Source organism: Streptomyces sp. P9-2 (assembly GCF_051903975.1).
In the GTDB taxonomy this organism is placed as follows: Bacteria; Actinomycetota; Actinomycetes; order Streptomycetales; family Streptomycetaceae; genus Streptomyces; species Streptomyces cellulosae.
In genome coordinates this window covers 6359655-6376254 of sequence record NZ_CP192633.1, presented here as the reverse complement: position 1 = coordinate 6376254, position 16600 = coordinate 6359655, and the positions used below count along the sequence as shown (strand labels likewise).

Genomic DNA, 16600 nt, shown 5'->3' with positions numbered 1-16600 from the left:
GAGTGCGGGCGGGTGTGTCCGGGGAGGTCAGGCGGTGGTGCCGGTGATCCGGTCGACGAGGTCGGTCCACGCGTCCTCGAGCCGCTGCGCCGGCATGCCGCACTGGTGCATCAGGTGGTGGACCAGCGCGGGGTCGAGCTGGGCCAGCAGCGTGTGGGCGAGCACGTCGCAGTCGGCGTCGGGGACCGCCTGGCGCAGCAGCATGGAGACATGGTGGTGCCGCACCCGGTAGGGCGGGACGGTGAAGCGGCGGCCCGCGTCCGGCTCGGCCGCGAGCTGGAGGTTCAGGTCCTCCACGGTGCGGCGCAGGGCGGCCCGGCCGAAGGCGCGCAGCCGCTCGGCCGGGGGCGCGCCCGGGCCCAGCGGCGGGGGGCCGTTGAGGAAGGCGGCCTGGAGCTTCTTCTCGCTGTGGTCGAGGAGGGCCATCAGCAGGCCCGTACGATCGCCGAAGCGGCGGAACACGGTGCCCTTGCCGACACCCGCCGCGGCGGCGACCTCCTCCATGGTGACGGCGTCGGCGCCGCGCGCCGCGACGAGTCCGGCGGCCGCCTCCAGCAGCCGGGCCCGGTTGCGGGCGGCGTCGGCGCGCAGGCAGGGTTCGTCGTCGTCGAGACCCAACTGCAGCAGCTGCGGGGACTCGGCGGGCTCCTGGGGGGTCGGTGCGGACGGCGGCGCGGCGGACATGAAGCCAGCGTAAAGCATCGGGAATGAAACTGGACCGTGGTCCGGTTAAAGTGCTACAACTGCAAAGCGGACCCCGGTCCGCATTGTGTCGCAGGTCATAGTCCACCCCCTGGAGTTTCCTCATGTCTGTTCGCATCCTCGCCCTCGTCGGCAGCCTTCGCGCCGGTTCGCACAACCGTCAGCTGGCCGAGGCCGCCGTGAAGCTCGCGCCCGAGGGCGTCGAGATCGCGCTCCACGAGGGACTGGCGGAGATCCCGTTCTACAACGAGGACATCGACGTCGAGGGCGGCGTGCCGGCCGCCGCCGCCCAGCTGCGCGAGGCCGCCGCGGCCGCGGACGCGCTGCTGCTCTTCACCCCCGAGTACAACGGCACCATCCCGGCCGTGCTGAAGAACGCCATCGACTGGCTGTCCCGGCCGTTCGGCGCCGGCGCCATCAGCGGCAAGCCGGTCGTCGTGGCGGGCACCGCCTTCGGCCAGTACGGCGGCGTCTGGGCGCAGGACGAGACCCGCAAGGCCGTGGGCATCGCCGGCGGCAAGGTCCTCGAGGACGTCAAGCTGGCCATCCCCGGCTCCATGACCCGCTTCGCCGAGACCCACCCGGCGGACGACTCCGAGGTCGCCGAGCAGCTGGCGGAGGTCCTCAACCGCCTGCACGCCCTGGTCCACGGTGAGCAGACCGCGGCCTGACGCACACCCCCGAAGGGGCCGGAAGCCACGGCTTCCGGCCCCTTCACCGTGCGGTGACGCGGGCCCCACGACCCTTCACACCGGCAACCGGCCGGCCATCCCTCACGCCGCCTCCGGCGTCCTCCGCCCCTCCCGATGGATCGGCGCGCTCGTCGTCGTCAGCGGCACCCCCGTGCCGCCGTGCCGTGTCGCCACGATCTCCGCCGCTATGGAGAGCGCCGTCTCCTCCGGGGTGCGGGCGCCCAGGTCGAGGCCGATCGGGGAGTGCAGGCGGGACAGGGCCCGCTCCCCCACCCCCGCGTCCCTCAGCCTGCGCAGGCGGTCCGTGTGGGTGCGGCGGGAGCCCATCGCGCCGACGTACGCGACCGGCAGCTCCAGCGCCACCTCCAGCAGCGGCACGTCGAACTTGGCATCGTGCGTCAGCACGCACAGCACCGTGCGGGCGTCGGTGCGCGTGGTGCGCAGATAGCGGTGGGGCCAGTCGACGACGACCTCGTGCGCCTCCGGGAAGCGGGCCCGGGTCGCGAACACGGGCCGCGCGTCGCACACGGTGACGTGGTAGCCGAGGAACACCCCCACCCGTACCAGCGCCGCCGCGAAGTCGACCGCGCCGAAGACGATCATCCGGGGCGGCGGCACGGACGACTGCACGAACAGGGTCGGGCGGCCCGCGCAGTACGCGTCCGCGCCCGGCCCCACCGTGACCGTCCCCGTGCTCCCCGCGTCCAGCAGGTCACCCGCCGCGGCGGCAGCGGCGCGGTCCAGTTCCGCCGCGCCGCCGAGCCCGCCCTCGTACGTGCCGTCGGGCCGGACGAGGAGGGCCCGGCCCAGCAGGTCCGCCGGGCCGTCCGTCACCCACGCCAGCGCGCCCGGCCCGCCCCCGGGCAGGCCCGTCAGGACGGACTGCAGCACCGGCCGGACGGGGCTGTCCGCTCCGACCGGCACGACCAGCACCTCGATCGTGCCGCCGCAGGTCAGGCCGACCGCGAAGGGGTCCTCGTCGCTGTACCCGAACCGCTGGGTCCTGGCCCGCCCGTCCGCGAGGGCCTCCTGGCACAGGTCGTACACCGCGCCCTCGACGCACCCGCCGGACACCGAGCCGATCACCGAGCCGTCGCCGTCGACGGCGAGGGCCGCGCCGGGGCCGCGCGGCGCGCTGCCGCCCACGGAGATCACCGTGGCCACGGCGAACTCCCGGCCCGAGGCCAGCCATCCCCGCAGGTCGTCGGCGAGGTCAAGCATCCGCGTCTCCCGCCCGCAGCACCCGGTCCGGACAGATCGGCAGGCCGCGGTGGCGCACCCCTGTGGCGTGCCACACCGCGTTGGCGACGGCGGCCGCCGCGCCCACGATGCCGACCTCGCCGATGCCCTTGATGCCGACCGAGTCGTCGGGGTCGTGGTCGTCGACCCAGACGGCCTCGACGTCCGGGGGCACGTCGGCGTGGGTGGCGACGTGGTAGCCGGCCAGGTCGGCGCCGTAGAGCGCGCCGGAGGCCTGGTCGCGGACCGCCTCCTCGTGCAGGGCCATGGAGATGCCCCAGACCATGCCGCCGACGAGCTGGTTGCGGGCGGTCAGCGGGTTGACGATGCGTCCTGCGGCGAAGACGCCGAGCATCCGCCGCACCCGGACCTCGCCCGTGGTGACGTCGACGGCGACCTCGGCGAACTGGGCGCCCCAGGTGTGCCGTTCCTTCGCCGCGAGGGCGGCGATCGCCGCGGTGGTGTCGGACCGTACGGTGATGCCCTCCGGGGGCAACTCCACGCCCGGCAGCAGGCGTTCGCGCAGTTCCTCCGCGGCCGCGGCGACCGCCCAGCCCCAGGAGCGCGTGCCCATGGAGCCGGCGGCGATGCCCGACGGGCCGAAGTCACTGTCGCCCAGGCGTACTTCGATCCGCTCGGCCGGAACCCGCAGCGCGTCGGCGGCGATCAGGGTGAGTGCCGTACGCGCCCCGGTGCCGATGTCGGAGGCGGAGATGCGGACCGTGAAGGTGCCGTCGGCCTTCGCGGTGACCGCCGCCGTGGACGGCAGGGTGCCCGCGGGGAAGGACGCGGCGGCCGTGCCGGTGCCGACCAGCCACCGCCCGTCGCGGCGCACGCCGGGGCGTGGGTCGCGGGCGTCCCAGCCGAAGCGGCGGGCGCCCTCGCGGAAGCAGGCGGCGACGTTGCGCCCGGCGAACGGCAGTCCGCTGACCGGCCCGGTCTCCGGCTCGTTGCGCAGCCGCAGTTCGATCGGGTCGAGACCGCACTTCTCGGCCAGTTCGTCGAGGGCGCACTCCAGCGCGAACGACCCCGGCGCCTCGCCGGGCGCCCGCATCCAGGTCGGGGACGGCACGTCCAGCCGTACGACGCGGTTCTCGGTGCGGTGGGCGGCGGCGTCGTACATCGTGCGGGCCACGCCCGCGCCCGGCTCGACGAACTCGTAGACCGTGGAGGTCTGGTTGAGCGAGGTGTGCTCCAGGGCGCGCAGGCGTCCGTCGGGGCCGGCGCCCAGGCGGACGCGCTGCACGGTGGGGCTGCGGTACCCGGTGACGGAGAACATCTGGCGCCGGGTCAGCGACACCCGTACGGGGCGGCCGAGTTCGGCGGCGGCCATCGCGGCGGCCACCTGGGGCGCGCGGACGCCCTTGCTGCCGAAGCCGCCGCCGACGTGCTCGGAGCGGACCCGCACCGCGGCCGGGTCGAGGGAGAACATCCGGGCCAGTTCGTCGGCGACCCAGGTGATGCCCTGGTCGGAGTCGACCATGTCGAGCCGGCCGCCGTCCCACCACGCCGTCGCCACGTGCGGCTCCATCATGGCGTGGTGCTCCTCGGGCGTGGTGTACTCCGCGTCCACCACGTGCGCGGAGGCGGCGAGTTCGGTCTCCAGGTCGCCCTTCTCGGTGGTGCCGGGCATGTGGCCGTCGGCGGCGTACGCGTCGGGCCGGTCCGCGGAGAGAGCGACGTCGTGCGGCTCCTCCTCGTACGTGACGGTGAGGGCGTCGGCGGCCGCCCGCGCCTGCTCGGGCGTCTCGGCGACGACGAGGGCGACGGGCCAGCCGGCGTGCGGCACACGGTCGTGCTGGAAGACGACGGCGGTCGGGTCCGGCGGGATGCCCAGCATGCCGACGTAGTCGCTGTTCAGGCGGGCGGCGTTGCCGTGGTGGAGGACGGTGAGGACGCCCGGCATGGCGAGCACCGGGCCGGTGTCGACCGACCGGATCCGGCCGCGGGCCACCGTGGACAGCACGAGCACGCCGTGCGCGAGCCCGGCGAACGGGATGTCGCCGCCGTAGCGTGCGGCGCCGGTGACCTTGTCGCGGCCCTCGACGCGGGTGTGCGCGGTGCCGACCAGACCCGGTGCGGCGGGGCGCTGGGGTGCGACGGTCATCGGGAGGTCTCCTCGGCGAGTTCGGTCAGCACGGCCACGACGAGGTTGCGCAGAAGGGTCACCTTGTAGCCGTTGTGGGGCAGGGGGCGGGCCGCCGCGAGTTCGGCGTCGGCCGCGGCGGCGAAGTACTCGGCGGAGGCGGGCGCGCCGACGAGGATCCGTTCGGCGAGGCGGGCCCGCCAGGGCCGGGAGGCGACCGCGCCAAGAGCGAGGCGGGCGTCGCAGATGACGCCGTCGTCGATCTCCAGCGCGGCGGCGACCGAGCCGATCGCGAAGGCGTACGAGGCGCGTTCGCGGACCTTGCGGTAGCGCGAGCGGGCGGCGACGCGGGCGGGCGGCAGGGTGACGTGGGTGATGAGCGCGCCGGGCGGCAGGACGGTCTCGCGGTGCGGGGTGTCGCCGACCGGCAGGTAGAAGTCGGTCAGCGGGGCCTCGCCGGCGCCGTCGGCGGTCCGCCAGGAGACGACGGCGTCGAAGGCGGTGAGCGCGACGCCCATGTCGGAGGGGTGGACGGCCACGCAGTGCTCGGACGCGCCGAGGATGGCGTGGTTGTGGTGCTCCCCCTCGATCGCCGGGCAGCCGCTGCCGGGTTCGCGTTTGTTGCAGGGCCGGGTGATGTCGGTGAAGTAGCCGCAGCGGGTGCGCTGGAGCAGGTTGCCGCCGACGGTGGCCATGTTGCGGAGCTGCCCGGAGGCGCCGGCCAGCACGGCCTGGGTGAGCGCCGGGTAGCGGTCGCGGATCAGCGGGTGCGCGGCGAGGTCGCTGTTGGTGACGGTCGCGCCGATGCGTACGGCGCCGTCGTCGTCCGTCTCGATCCGGTCGAGCGGGAGGGAGCGGACGTCGACGAGCCGGGCGGGGGTCTCGACGCCGTTCTTCATCAGGTCGACGAGGTTGGTGCCGCCGCCGAGGCAGCGGGCGTCCGGGTCGGCGTCCAGCAGGGCGACCGCGCCGGTGACGTCGTCGGCGCGCCGGTAGTCGAACTCCCTCATGCGGCGGTCTCCTCGGTGGGCTTCTCGGCGGACGCCTCGGCGGCGGCACGGGCGACCGCCCGCGCGATCTGGCCGTAGGCGCCGCAACGGCAGAGGTTGCCGCTCATACGTTCCTTGATCTCCTCGGTGGTCAGGGGCGGCGGCCCTGCCTCGGGCCGTACGTCCGCGGTGACGGCGCTGGGCCAGCCGGCGGCGTGCTCCTCGATCATGGCGACGGCCGAACAGATCTGGCCGGGCGTGCAGTAGCCGCACTGGAAGCCGTCGAGGTCGAGGAACGCCTGCTGCACCGGGTGCAGCCGGTCCCCCTCGGCGACGCCCTCCACGGTGGTGATCTCACGGTCCTCGGAGGCGACGGCCAGCTGGAGGCAGGAGACGGTGCGGCGGCCGTCGACGAGGACGGTGCAGGCGCCGCACTGCCCGTGGTCGCAGCCCTTCTTGGTGCCGGTCAGGTCGAGGCGGTCGCGCAGGGCGTCGAGCAGGGTGGTGCGGTGGTCGACGGTCAGCGTGTGTTTCTCGCCGTTGATGTTCAGGGTGACGGTGCTGGACGACGTGGGGGGCGTCATGGACGGCCTTCTTTCACGGGTATCTCAGGAGTCACGGGATCGGAAAGGACGGGGCGTGCGGGCGCGGTGCTGTGCAGGGCGTACGGACTGCGGGATGGTGTGCCGTGCGCGGTCGTGCGGACGCGGCGGTGGCTCGGGGCATGCGGAAGGGCCGTCCCGTGCCGCCCGGGTCCGCCGATACGATGGACGGGAAGCGGACAGCTGTCCGTTACTCAGAACGTAGTGGACAGCTGTCCGCTTATCAAGGACGGGTTTCGATCACGGCCCGGAAGGAGGACCGGTGGGCGAGCACAAGGACACGTCCCGGGGCGCGGAGACACCGCAGCGGGCGGACGCGCAGCGCAACCGCGAGCGCATCCTGGCCGTCGCGGTCACCGAGCTGACCCGGTCGGCGGACACCCCGCTGAGCGTGATCGCCAAGAAGGCGTGCGTCGGACAGGGCACGTTCTACCGGAACTTCCCCAGCCGCGAGGCGCTGGTCATGGAGATCTACCGGCACGAGCTGCGGCAGGTCGCCGAGAGCGCGGACCAGCTGCTGGGCACGCGGGAGCCCGACCGGGCGCTGCGGGAGTGGATGGACCGGCTGGCCCGGTTCGGCATGACCAAGGCGGGCCTCGCGGACGCGATCCGGCAGGCGACCAGCTCCCCGGACGGCCCGGCGAAACCCGGCCACGACTCGCTCCTCCAGGCGACGGACCGGCTTCTGAGAGCGTGCGAGGAGGCCGGGGTGATCCGCCCCGGCGTGTCCGCCGACGACCTGATTCTCGCCCTCGGCGGACTCTGGCAGCTCGACCCCACGAGCGACTGGCAGCCGCGGGCGGCCCGACTGTTCGACCTCGTCATGGACGGGCTGCGGGTGGGGGCGCCGGGGCGGAAGGAGACGGACGCCCCGTAGGGGATGGTCGACGGCTCGTCAGGCGAGCGCCGTGGGGGCGAGTTCCCGCAGTTCGCGGAGGGCCGCAGCGACGGCCGGGCGGGCGTGACCCCCCGTCCGGGTGGCGGTGAGGAGCCTGCGGTGCGGGTCGCCCGCGCAGCGGACGCGGGTGATCGGCAGGTGCGGGGTGACGTGAGCCATGCGCGGGATCAGGGCCACGCCGAGGCCGTGGGCGACGAGGTGTGCCGTGGCGTTCCAGTCGCCCGCGTGGTGGACGACTTCGGGGGCGAAGCCGGCGGCCCCGCACGCGGCCATCACCTGGAGCCGGCACGGGCTCTCCGGCACCGGGGCGATCCACGGCTCGTGGGCCGCCTCGGCCAGGTCGACGCGGTCCCGTCCGGCCAGCGCGTGCGCGTCCGGCACCACCAGGTCGAACGGGTCGTCCAGCAGGGGCTGCTGGTCGAACCGCGTGTCGCTCATCGGCGGGTTGTGCGGGGTGGACTCCACCACGGCGAGGTCGGCGGCGCCCTCGAAGAGCAGGTCGAAGATGGCCGGAACGACGGCCTCCGTGATGCGGACCGAGAGCCGCGGGTGCCGCTCGCCGAGCCGGGCCGCCATCGGCGCGAGCAGCACCGAGACGGCCACCGGGAACCCGGTCACCCGCAGCACCCCGGCCGGATCGCCGTGGTCGGAGCGCAGATCCAGCTCGGCCTGGTCCCAGCGGGCCTGGATGGCGTCGGCGTGCGCGAGCAGGGACTCGGCGGCCGGGGTGAGGCGCACCCCGCGGCCCTGGGGTTCCAGCAGGTCGACGCCCAGGTCACGGGCGAGCTGGCGGATCTGCTGGGATGCGGCGGAGGGTGTGAAGTGCAGGGCGCGGGCGGCCGCGGTGACCGTGCCGTAGTGGGCGACCGCCCTCAGGACGTGGAGCCGGCGCAGGTCAATCATGAAGTCGAGGCTTCACGGTGGTGTGCACAAAGTCAACCTGGACGTGAACATAATCGACGGCGCACTCTTGAGGTGTCGCGACCGACAGCAGGCACACGAGTCACGTGAAGCACGTGGGAATCCAAGGAGTCGCCATGACCAGCACGACCGGCGCCACGGGTACGACCGGCACCGCCTGCCCCTACTGCGGGTGGCCGGACCGCGCGGAGCCGTTCCAGGTCGTCTCGCGGCACGCCACCGGGGCGGGCAGCACGGTCTGGACGCGCTGCGGCTGCGGGTCGCTCCAGGTCCGCGCGGTGGACGCGCGCGGCATGCGCATCATGTCGCGCAGCCGCCCCGCCGACGTACCGGCGCCGGGCGGGCGTTGAGGGCCGACGTTGACAGGCGGTTCGCCCTGGTCGTACTAATCGCGTAGTGATCGCGTACCGGCCGACGGAGGCCGGTGACCGGGGCGCCCGGGCGCGGACAGGAGGCGTGGACGTGCGGAGACTCCCCTTGTCCGGGGTGACGGTGGTGACCGTGGAGCAGGCGGTGGCCGCGCCCTACGCCACCCGGCAGCTGGCCGACCTCGGCGCCCGGGTGATCAAGGTGGAGCGGCCGGGCGAGGGGGACTTCGCCCGGCGCTACGACACCACCGTGCACGGCACGTCCAGCTACTTCGTGTGGATCAACCGCTCGAAGGAGTCCCTCACGCTCGACCTGAAGGATCCGCGCGGGCGGGACATCCTGCACGAACTGCTGGCGGACGCCGACGTGTTCGTGCAGAACCTGGCGCCGGGCGCGGCCGGCCGGCTCGGTCTGGACGCCGAGGCGCTGGGCCGCCGCCATCCGCGTCTCGTCCCCTGCACGATCTCCGGCTGGGGCACGACCGGGCCGTGGGCCGACCGCAAGGCGTACGACCTGCTGGTGCAGTGCCAGACGGGTCTGGTGTCGCTCACCGGCACCCCCGAGGAGACCGCCCGCACGGGCATCTCCGTCGCCGACATCGCCGCCGGGATGTACGCGTACAGCGGTGTCCTCACCGCCCTCTACACCCGCGCCACCACCGGCGAGGTGCACCCGGTGGAGGTGTCCCTGTTCGAGGCGCTGGCGGAGTGGATGGGCCAGCCCGCCTACTACACCCGCCACGGCGGCACCCAGCCGCCCCGGCTGGGCACCCAGCACGCGACGATCGCCCCGTACGGCACGTTCCGGGCGGCGGACGGGCGCGAGGTGCTGTTCTCCATCCAGAACGAGCGGGAGTGGGCGGCGCTGTGCCGGGAGTTCCTCGGCCGGCCCGAGCTGACGGACGACCCGCGGTTCGCGACGAGCTCGGACCGTGTGGCGCACCGGGACGAGCTGAACGCGATCGTGGGTGAGCGGTGCGCCCGCGACGACGCGGAGGAGCTGCTGAAGGACTTGGAGGGAATCGGCATCGCCTGCGCCGGGGTCAACGACGTCGAGGCGTTCCTCGACCACCCGGTGCTGGCGGCGCGCGACCGGTGGCGCGAGATCGGGGTGCCGGGCGGCACGGCGGAGGCGCTCCTGCCACCCGCCGACCTCGCCGGGATCCCCGCCCGCATGGACCCGGTGCCGGCGGTGGGCGAACACACGGAATCGATTTTGCGGGATCTGGGGCGCACGGCTGAGGAGATCGAGGGGCTGCGGGCGGACGGGGTGGTCTGAGAGCTCGGAGGGTTACGGCTGATGCTCGCGCAGTGCCCCCAAGACCTCCTCGTCCGTGAGCTGGTCGAACTCGTCGTACCACTGCCCGACCGCCATGAAGGCGGCCGGTTCGTGGAGGGTGATCAGGTCGTCGGTCTCGGGGCGGAGGGTGGCGGCGCCCTCCGGGGAGGCGACCGGGACGGCCAGGACCAGGCGGGCGGGGTCGCGGGCGCGCAGGGCGCGCAGGGCGGCGCGGGCCGTGGAGCCGGTGGCCAGGCCGTCGTCGACGACGATCACCGTGCGGCCGCGCGGGTCGGGCGCGGGCCTGCCCTGCCGGTAGAGCCGTTCGCGCCGGAGGAGTTCGGCGCGCTCCCGTTCGACGACGGGCGCGAGGTCGGCCTGCGTCAGACCCAGGGCGCGCAGCGCCTCCTCGTCGAAGACGGGGACGCCGTCGCCGGCCATCGCGCCGACGCCGTACTCCTCGTGGCGGGGCGCGCCGATCTTGCGGACGACGAGCACGTCGAGGGGCGCGCCGAGCGCCTCGGCGACCTCGGCGGCGACGGCGACGCCGCCGCGGGGCAGCGCCAGGACGAGGGGGTCGGGCAGGGCGCCGGCGTCCTGCCTCTCCCGCAGCCGCGCGGCCAGTTCCCGGCCGGCCTGCCGGCGATCACGGAACCGCATGACGGTGACCTCCCTCCGACGGTCACGACCCGGTCGGCACCCGCGTACCCCTTCCCCCGGTGCGCGAAGCACCGCCGCGGGGCATGGGGTCCGCACGCTCGGGCAGTCGTGGTGCATGGTCGGTGACACGAGTGACTCCGGGCAGGCGCCGCGGCGGGACCGCAGCGGGCACCGTTCGGTGGCGCAGGAGGACGACGTACGCATCGAGGCCTGGGCGGCGAGCCGCGAGCACTGCCTGGCCGAGGCCGTGGTGGCGATGGTGGAGTGCTTCGCCGACGTGTCCGGCGTGAGACCGACCGGGGTGGACCGCATCCGGCTGGACGAGACGGACGACGACGACCTGCTGGCCGCGCTGCTGGACGAGGTCCTGTACCGGCTGGAGGCGTACGGCGAGGTGCCGGTGGACGTGGAGGCCGACGAGGCCGAGGGCGGCCTGGACGTACGGCTCGCGGTCGCGGCCCTCACGGACGTGCGGGTCACCGGGGAGGTGCCGGTGGACATCGGCTGGGACGATCTGCGGCTGTCGCCGGGGCCGTACGGCTGGTCGTGCGCGGTGACGGTCGGCGGCTGAGGCCGCCGGCCCCGCTCAGTAGGTCGGCACGGCGAGGTCGCCGGCCCCGCTTCAGTGGGTCGGCGTCGCGCGGCTGATGTCCGCGAGCGCGGAGTGCGGGTCCTCCTCGGCGGCGAGGTCGCCGAGGCTGACCACGCCCACGGGGCAGCCGCCGTGCTCCACCACGGGGAGCCGCCGCACGGCGTGTTCCCGCATCAGCTCGACGGCGTGGTCGGTCGTGTCGTCCGGGTCGAGTGTCACCAGCGGCGGGCGGGTGCACAACGAGCCGACGGTCGTGGCCTCGGGGTCGTGCCCCTCGGCGACGCCGCGCAGCACGATGTCGCGGTCGGTGAGCACGCCGAACAGGTCGCAGTCGTAGGAGACGAGGACGTCACCGACGTTCTGCTCGCGCATCAGCCGCGCCGCCTGCGTCACCGAGGTCATCGGCTCGACGGAGGTGGTGTGCGCGGACATCACGTCGCGTACGCGCGTGGTCATGGGGCGCCTCCCGGTGCGTGGTCACGGTCGCCGTGCGGTCGCGGTTCTCCCTCTGGAGCCCGCGTAGCCCGCCGCGCCGGGAGTAAACCGGTCCGGTTTGCCCGCGGCGGCCCGGCTCGCTTGGATGGGCCGGTCCCCGGCGGCCCGTCGGGGCGGAATCGGCGGGGGCGGAAATCGGCGTGAGCGGGGGGCGGGTGGACGGGCGGCGGTCGGCGGCGTGGCGGTTCGGGTGGCTGTGGACGGCGTACGGGGTGAGCACCTTCGGCACGCGGTTCGCGTTCGACGCGTTCGCGCTGGTCGCGCTGCTGGTGCTGCACGCCGGTCCGGCCGAGGTGTCGCTGCTGGCGGCGGTGGGGCCGGCGGTCGGCGCGGTGCTGTCGGTGCCGCTCGGGCCCTGGGTGGAGTACCGCCGCAAACGCCCGGTGATGATCGCGACGGACCTCGTGCGATGCGCGGTGCTGCTGAGCGTGCCCCTCGCGTACGCCCTCGACGCGCTCACCGTGGCACAGCTGCTGGTGGTCTCGGTGACGGTGGCGGCGGCCGACATCACGTTCCAGGCGGCGGTCGGCGCGTACGTGAAGGACGTCGTGCCGGGCGAGGAGTTGCTGCGCGCGAACGGGCGGCTGGAGTCGACGACGTGGACCGCGACCATGCTGGGGCCGCCGCTGGGCGGGGCGGCGATCGGCTGGTTCGGCCCGGTGACGACGGTCGTCGCCGACGCCGTGAGCTATCTGCTGTCGGCCGGTGCGCTGGGCGCGGCGGGCGGCGGCGACCGGCGTCCCGAACGCCCGGACCCACGGCCCCGGCTGCGGGCCGGCGACCTGCTCGACGGGTGGCGGTACATCCTGCGCAGCCGTGAACTGCGTCCGCTGTTCCTCAACACGGTGCTGGTCAACGGCCTGATCATGGCGTCGTCGCCGCTGCTGGTCGTGCTGATGGTGGGCCCGCTGGGCTTCGCTCCGTGGCAGTACGGGCTGGCGTTCGCGGTGCCGTGTGTGGGCGGGCTGGTCGGGTCGCGGCTGTCGCGGCGGCTGGTGGCGCGGTTCGGGGCGCGGCGGGTGCTGGGCGTGGCGGGAACGCTGCGGGCGTGCTGGTCGGTCGGGCTGGCGTTCGTGGGTCCGGGCGCGGCGGGGCTGATCCTGGTGATCGTGATCGAGTTCGGGCTGATCACGAGCATGGGCGTGTTCAACCCGGTGTTCGCCACGCGCCGGCTGGAGCGGACGCCCGCGGACCGGGTGGTCCGCACGCTGTCGGCGTGGTCGGCGACCGGCAAGGCGTCGGTCGCCGTGCTGACGGCGCTGTGGGGACTCCTGGCGAGCGTCACGGGCCCCCGCACGGCCGTCGCGGTCGCGGGCGCCCTGCTGCCGGCCACGGCGCTGCTGCTGCCGCGCCGGCGCGAAGAGGCGCACCAGGAGCTGGACAGGGAGGCACAGGCCAAGGCCTAGGTGTTCGTCTGCCTTGGGTCGCGGCGTTCTCCGCCACGTGGTGTTCTCCGCTGGGGTGAACGCCGCGGCCGCAGTTCTTTCGATCCGGTTCGCGTCTGTCCGGTCGCCGGGGCCCGGGAGGTGTGGCCGGGGGTCAGTGGATGTCGATACGGTCCCCGGTCACGGCCGTGGACACCTCCGTCCCGTCCGGGGCTGTGGCGGACACGGTCAGCCGCGGTGCGAAGCCCTGGTCGAGGTCGGTCCGGGTGACGGTCCGTCTGCCGCTCTTGCAGACGTAGTCGGCGCCGGGGGCGAGCGTCGCGGCGCCGCATGCGGTGAGATCGGTCAGGTCCCCGTTCAGCCTGACATCGGTCAGCGTGGTGTTGCCGGGGTTGGACACGCGGGTCCAGTACACCATCGTGTCTCCGACAGGACCGGCCGCTCCCGCTGCCTGGAGGTTGTCCAGGACGGGCAGGGCGGAGATCTTCGGCGTCGCGGGGGCGTCGGCCGCCGCGGTGACGCGGAAGGTGCCGGTCCCGTAGGCGTGTGCGTCACGGACCGAGTAGACACCCTTGGCCGTGTGGGTGCCGACCGCGGTGAGGGGCACGTCGACCGTGACCTTCACGGTGGCGCCCTGACCCGGGTTGAGGGCGGGCATCGCCGCGGCGGTGGAGGTCCAGCCTTCGGGAAGGTCGAGGTTCACGGTGCCCGCGGGCAGAGGACGGTCGTTCTGGTTGGCCACCCGCACGTCGAACTGGTTCTTCTCACCCGCCTTCACCTGTGCCGGTGCGGTGACCGTGACCGGGGCGCAGACCCCGCCGAGCCACTTCAGGTCGAAGGACGAGTAGGAGATGTGCTGGTAGCCCTGTCGCTCCCAGAGCATGCCGACGCGGGGATCGGGCCCGGTGCCGTCCGACAGCGGGGTGAGCGTGGAGTAGGCGGACGCTCCCGTGGCGACGACCTTGCGGACCGGCCAGGTCTTCCCGTCGTCGCAGGACATCTTCACGGTGAGGTTGCGCCGGATGCCGGTGTCCTCGGTGTTGCTGAACAGCAGCCACTTCGACCTGGGGTGGTCGCCCGGCACGTCCGGCGCGAAGCGAGTGATCGACCCGTTGTTCGCCGGGTCGGGCAGCGCCGTGTCCCGCTGGAACGGGCCGTAGGTGACACCGCCGTCGGTGGAGTGCGCGATCGTGCGGTAGGGCGCCGACCGGTTGTTGAGCAGGATACGTCCGTCGGACAGTTCGACGGTCTTGTTCTCGTCCCCGCCGCCGGCGGTGGGTGTACCGGCCTTCCACGTCTCCCCGTGGTCGTCGCTGTAGACGCTGACCACGCGGTTGGCGCCGTCGGCCCGGACGGCGTACTGCTGGATCAGCCGTCCCTTGCGGGGGCCCTGCCGCAGTTGGATGCCCTCGCCGGAGGCCGCGAACATGCCCGCCCAGGCCGGGTTCTTGATCTGCGCGGTGATGCGGCGGTGCTTCCAGGTCAGGCCGTCGTCGTCCGAATAGCTGTAGTCGGTCTGCTGGATGTTGGGGTTGCTCTCGTCGTTGCCGGTTTCCGATCCGGCGAAGCCACGGTTCACCGTGGACGAGTAGAAGAGGAAGATGCGGCCCGTCTCACGGTCCACGAGGAGACTGGGGTCCCCGTTGCCGTTGGGCGCCGGCTCGCTGCGGACGGTCTGCTGCGACTGCCAGGTGGCGCCGCCGTCGGTGCTTCGCCGGATCACCACCGAGATGTTGCTGGGCAGATCGGCCATCGAGGGCCGGGCGTCGTACGCCGCGATCAGGGTGCCCTTGACGGTCCTCGTCAGAGCCGGGATGCGATAGACGGGTGCCCCGTCGTTGCGGGTCGCCAGGTCCTGGGTGACCAGACCGTCGGCTGCCACCTGGCGCTGCACGGGCTTCTCCGCGGCAGCTGCCGGAGCGCTCTGCGCGCCTCCGGAGGCGGCCAGCACGGCGGTCACGGTGAAGGACAGCAGGAGAGGAACGCTTCTTCGCTGCATGGAATCCCTTTCAGGAATGGAGGATCCGGATCCGCCGGATGCACTGCCGCTCGCCGGCCGCACCTGTATGCCAACAGCACGCCAGCACAGGACAGCAGACGTCTGATGTTCGGTGCTCGCACGTTAATGAGGACACCCGTTCCGGTCAACAGGTCTGCCGCGAACGGCCTTTCGGCGTTCGTCCGGGACCGCGCTCGCGTGTACCGGCCGGCCGACGCCCCACAGCCCCCGGGGGAATGCGGCATGACTGGGCCTCACCCGCCCGAGCGCGACAACAGAACAGCCTGAGCTGCGCCGATACCGTTGCGAACGGCAAGGTGTGGCAGGCGCTCAGCTCAGCGTTCAGAACGTTGAGGGGCCCGGTGTCGTCGCAGGGGACTCGGTCGAGGGGACAGTCGTCGCCCCACTGGAACGTGAGGCCGTGTTCAGCGGTGGCCGAGGACGTTGACCACACGGCCGTCGGGGTCGCGGACGAAGAAGCGGCGGACGCCCCACTCCTCGTCCTGGAGCGGGTGGACGATCTCCGCTCCGCTCTTCCGCACCGTCTCGTACACCGCGTCCACGTCGTCCACCTCCACGCTGAGGTGGGGGTGGACCGGTGCCGTCGCGTCCCCCGTCATGACGCTGAGCTGTGCCGTCGGGTTGGAGGGGGACGCCAGCGTCCGGATCCAGCCGAGGTCCATGACCTCATCCAAGCCGAGCAGGCTGTAGAACTCCCCGTTCTTCCCCGGGTCCTCGGAGTGGAGGTTGGGCACGACACGGCGGACGGTCATCGATGGCTCCCTCGGTTCTGTCGGGTCCGGCGGGCGGCGGTTGTGGACCCCATGAGCAGCACGCGCCGCGTCGGGGGACGCCCCCAGGCTAGCCATCACGCGGCGCTCGGGCTCGTACCCCAGCCGCCTCGGCCGCCTCCTCGACGCGTGCGGCCACCCAGGCCAGGAACTCCCGCACGTCGTCGCCCGGCAGGACTGCCGCCTTCGCGCGGGGACGTTCGAAACTGCGCAGCGCCTCGGCGATCAAGGGCTCGAAGGCGGGCTCGGACGCGGCGACGATCTCCCCCGCCCGGCGCTTGGGGAACCAGTGCCCGGTGCGGCAGTGGACGGTGGCGCGGCAGCCGTTGAGCACACGGTTGTCGGCCAAGTGGCCGTCCCCGTCGGCGTGTTCGCGTACGGAGGCGCGGAGTGCGGCGAGCACCGTGGGCCGGTCCGGGGCGGCGATCACGTCCCGCGCCGGCGCGCCGTACAGCGGGAGTCCGGCCTGGTGGGCGACGGAGCGGTCGATGACGTACCAGAAGTCGGACGCGTCCGCGGGGTCGTAGTCGGCTCGTTCGGGCAGGGCGGGGCCGGTGTTGAGGTCGAGCAGGTAGCCCGCCTCCCCCGACGGACGGGCGGCGAAGTCGGCCGTGTAGACGACGAGTTCGAGGCCGGCGGCGGGGCAGGGAAGCGCGGGGTGGGCCAGTGTCTCGGCGAGCGAGATGAGGTCCGCGCGGGGCAGGGCGGGGTCCACCACGACCGTCACATCGACGTCGCTGCGCCCGTGGCGGTAGTCGCCCAGGGCGAGCGAGCCGACGGCGAGGACGCTCGCCAGACGGTCGCCGCAGACGGCGGAGGTGCGGCGGACCAGCTCCTCCAGGTAGGCGCGCAGTTCCGGCGGCGGGAGGGAGGGACGGCTCATGCCCCCAGTGTCACCCCGG

Annotated in this window: 16 protein-coding genes and 2 pseudogenes; 6 read left to right on the top strand and 12 right to left on the bottom strand. The window is 73.6% G+C overall.

The genetic code is table 11. The annotated features are described in order from the left end of the window. Positions 1-27: 27 nt before the first annotated feature. Positions 28-684, bottom strand: coding sequence for a TetR/AcrR family transcriptional regulator (locus ACQY0Z_RS28850; protein WP_439813056.1), 657 nt, complete (start codon positions 682-684; stop codon positions 28-30). A gap of 122 nt (positions 685-806) precedes the next feature. On the opposite strand from ACQY0Z_RS28850, the gene ACQY0Z_RS28845 reads away from it, so the two are divergent. Further along, positions 807-1373, top strand: a complete 567-nt coding sequence (locus ACQY0Z_RS28845) for an NAD(P)H-dependent oxidoreductase (protein ID WP_254587908.1) — start codon at positions 807-809, stop codon at positions 1371-1373. A gap of 102 nt (positions 1374-1475) precedes the next feature. Here the strand turns inward: ACQY0Z_RS28845 and ACQY0Z_RS28840 are convergent, their stop codons facing one another. From ACQY0Z_RS28840 to ACQY0Z_RS28825, 4 genes are read right to left on the bottom strand one after another with little or no spacing between them, the layout of a single operon-like run. After that, complete coding sequence (locus ACQY0Z_RS28840) at positions 1476-2615, bottom strand: XdhC family protein (RefSeq protein WP_439813055.1); 1140 nt, start codon at positions 2613-2615, stop codon at positions 1476-1478. Next, positions 2608-4740 (bottom strand): xanthine dehydrogenase family protein molybdopterin-binding subunit, encoded by a 2133-nt coding sequence (locus ACQY0Z_RS28835; protein WP_439813054.1) that lies wholly within the window; start codon positions 4738-4740, stop codon positions 2608-2610. Before ACQY0Z_RS28835 ends, ACQY0Z_RS28840 begins: the two co-directional genes overlap by 8 nt. Next, a complete protein-coding gene (locus ACQY0Z_RS28830) occupies positions 4737-5729 on the bottom strand; it encodes an FAD binding domain-containing protein (RefSeq protein ID WP_189900395.1) in 993 nt (330 codons plus the stop codon). The genes ACQY0Z_RS28835 and ACQY0Z_RS28830 overlap by 4 nt, the downstream gene beginning before the upstream one ends. Then, complete coding sequence (locus tag ACQY0Z_RS28825) at positions 5726-6292, bottom strand: 2Fe-2S iron-sulfur cluster-binding protein (RefSeq protein WP_254587904.1); 567 nt, start codon at positions 6290-6292, stop codon at positions 5726-5728. The genes ACQY0Z_RS28830 and ACQY0Z_RS28825 overlap by 4 nt, the downstream gene beginning before the upstream one ends. A 280-nt stretch (positions 6293-6572) precedes the next feature. On the opposite strand from ACQY0Z_RS28825, the gene ACQY0Z_RS28820 reads away from it, so the two are divergent. Beyond that, the gene (locus tag ACQY0Z_RS28820; RefSeq protein ID WP_439813053.1) at positions 6573-7187 is read left to right on the top strand and encodes a TetR/AcrR family transcriptional regulator; all 615 of its coding nucleotides are present in this window, start codon (positions 6573-6575) and stop codon (positions 7185-7187) included. Between the two features lie 18 nt (positions 7188-7205). Here ACQY0Z_RS28820 and ACQY0Z_RS28815 read toward each other — a convergent pair whose 3' ends face one another. Beyond that, a complete protein-coding gene (locus tag ACQY0Z_RS28815; RefSeq protein WP_439813052.1) occupies positions 7206-8111 on the bottom strand; it encodes a LysR family transcriptional regulator in 906 nt (301 codons plus the stop codon). A gap of 134 nt (positions 8112-8245) precedes the next feature. Here ACQY0Z_RS28815 and ACQY0Z_RS28810 point away from each other — a divergent pair, with 134 nt between their 5' ends. Further along, positions 8246-8479: a hypothetical protein gene (locus tag ACQY0Z_RS28810; protein WP_347225210.1), complete on the top strand. Its 234-nt coding sequence runs from the start codon at positions 8246-8248 to the stop codon at positions 8477-8479. Positions 8480-8585: 106 nt separating this feature from the next. After that, positions 8586-9776 (top strand): CaiB/BaiF CoA transferase family protein, encoded by a 1191-nt coding sequence (locus ACQY0Z_RS28805; protein WP_439813051.1) that lies wholly within the window; start codon positions 8586-8588, stop codon positions 9774-9776. A 12-nt stretch (positions 9777-9788) separates the two neighbouring features. On the opposite strand, the gene ACQY0Z_RS28800 is transcribed toward ACQY0Z_RS28805, so the two are convergent. Continuing rightward, complete coding sequence (locus ACQY0Z_RS28800) at positions 9789-10436, bottom strand: phosphoribosyltransferase (protein ID WP_439813050.1); 648 nt, start codon at positions 10434-10436, stop codon at positions 9789-9791. 115 nt (positions 10437-10551) lie between these two features. On the opposite strand from ACQY0Z_RS28800, the gene ACQY0Z_RS28795 reads away from it, so the two are divergent. Then, positions 10552-11007, top strand: a complete 456-nt coding sequence (locus tag ACQY0Z_RS28795; protein WP_189900410.1) for an archease — start codon at positions 10552-10554, stop codon at positions 11005-11007. Between the two features lie 51 nt (positions 11008-11058). On the opposite strand, the gene ACQY0Z_RS28790 is transcribed toward ACQY0Z_RS28795, so the two are convergent. After that, positions 11059-11484: a CBS domain-containing protein gene (locus tag ACQY0Z_RS28790; RefSeq protein ID WP_019521333.1), complete on the bottom strand. Its 426-nt coding sequence runs from the start codon at positions 11482-11484 to the stop codon at positions 11059-11061. Between the two features lie 194 nt (positions 11485-11678). Here ACQY0Z_RS28790 and ACQY0Z_RS28785 point away from each other — a divergent pair, with 194 nt between their 5' ends. Beyond that, a complete protein-coding gene (locus ACQY0Z_RS28785; RefSeq protein WP_439813390.1) occupies positions 11679-12929 on the top strand; it encodes an MFS transporter in 1251 nt (416 codons plus the stop codon). Between the two features lie 133 nt (positions 12930-13062). Here the strand turns inward: ACQY0Z_RS28785 and ACQY0Z_RS28780 are convergent. The 4 genes and pseudogenes from ACQY0Z_RS28780 to ACQY0Z_RS28765 all read right to left on the bottom strand — a co-directional run. Beyond that, positions 13063-13338: pseudogene (locus ACQY0Z_RS28780) on the bottom strand (DUF7507 domain-containing protein); the annotation flags it as partial. An 81-nt stretch (positions 13339-13419) separates the two neighbouring features. Then, a pseudogene (locus tag ACQY0Z_RS28775) lies at positions 13420-14907 on the bottom strand (exo-alpha-sialidase); the annotation flags it as partial. Between the two features lie 425 nt (positions 14908-15332). Then, positions 15333-15680 carry a VOC family protein gene (locus ACQY0Z_RS28770; protein ID WP_439813049.1) on the bottom strand — a complete coding sequence of 116 codons (348 nt, stop codon included), beginning with the start codon at positions 15678-15680 and terminating at the stop codon, positions 15333-15335. Between the two features lie 88 nt (positions 15681-15768). Beyond that, positions 15769-16581, bottom strand: coding sequence for an aminoglycoside adenylyltransferase domain-containing protein (locus ACQY0Z_RS28765; RefSeq protein ID WP_439813048.1), 813 nt, complete (start codon positions 16579-16581; stop codon positions 15769-15771). Positions 16582-16600 lie beyond the last annotated feature (19 nt).

Excerpts from the sequence above, each read along its gene's own strand:
- ACQY0Z_RS28850 (WP_439813056.1), bottom strand. The coding sequence starts at position 684 with ATGTCCGCCGCGCCGCCGTCCGCACCGACCCCCCAGGAGCCCGCCGAG.
- ACQY0Z_RS28845 (WP_254587908.1), top strand. The coding sequence starts at position 807 with ATGTCTGTTCGCATCCTCGCCCTCGTCGGCAGCCTTCGCGCCGGTTCG.
- ACQY0Z_RS28840 (WP_439813055.1), bottom strand. The coding sequence starts at position 2,615 with ATGCTTGACCTCGCCGACGACCTGCGGGGATGGCTGGCCTCGGGCCGG.
- ACQY0Z_RS28835 (WP_439813054.1), bottom strand. The coding sequence starts at position 4,740 with ATGACCGTCGCACCCCAGCGCCCCGCCGCACCGGGTCTGGTCGGCACC.
- ACQY0Z_RS28830 (WP_189900395.1), bottom strand. The coding sequence starts at position 5,729 with ATGAGGGAGTTCGACTACCGGCGCGCCGACGACGTCACCGGCGCGGTC.
- ACQY0Z_RS28825 (WP_254587904.1), bottom strand. The coding sequence starts at position 6,292 with ATGACGCCCCCCACGTCGTCCAGCACCGTCACCCTGAACATCAACGGC.
- ACQY0Z_RS28815 (WP_439813052.1), bottom strand. The coding sequence starts at position 8,111 with ATGATTGACCTGCGCCGGCTCCACGTCCTGAGGGCGGTCGCCCACTAC.
- ACQY0Z_RS28810 (WP_347225210.1), top strand. The coding sequence starts at position 8,246 with ATGACCAGCACGACCGGCGCCACGGGTACGACCGGCACCGCCTGCCCC.
- ACQY0Z_RS28800 (WP_439813050.1), bottom strand. The coding sequence starts at position 10,436 with ATGCGGTTCCGTGATCGCCGGCAGGCCGGCCGGGAACTGGCCGCGCGG.
- ACQY0Z_RS28795 (WP_189900410.1), top strand. The coding sequence starts at position 10,552 with ATGGTCGGTGACACGAGTGACTCCGGGCAGGCGCCGCGGCGGGACCGC.
- ACQY0Z_RS28790 (WP_019521333.1), bottom strand. The coding sequence starts at position 11,484 with ATGACCACGCGCGTACGCGACGTGATGTCCGCGCACACCACCTCCGTC.
- ACQY0Z_RS28770 (WP_439813049.1), bottom strand. The coding sequence starts at position 15,680 with ATGACCGTCCGCCGTGTCGTGCCCAACCTCCACTCCGAGGACCCGGGG.
- ACQY0Z_RS28765 (WP_439813048.1), bottom strand. The coding sequence starts at position 16,581 with ATGAGCCGTCCCTCCCTCCCGCCGCCGGAACTGCGCGCCTACCTGGAG.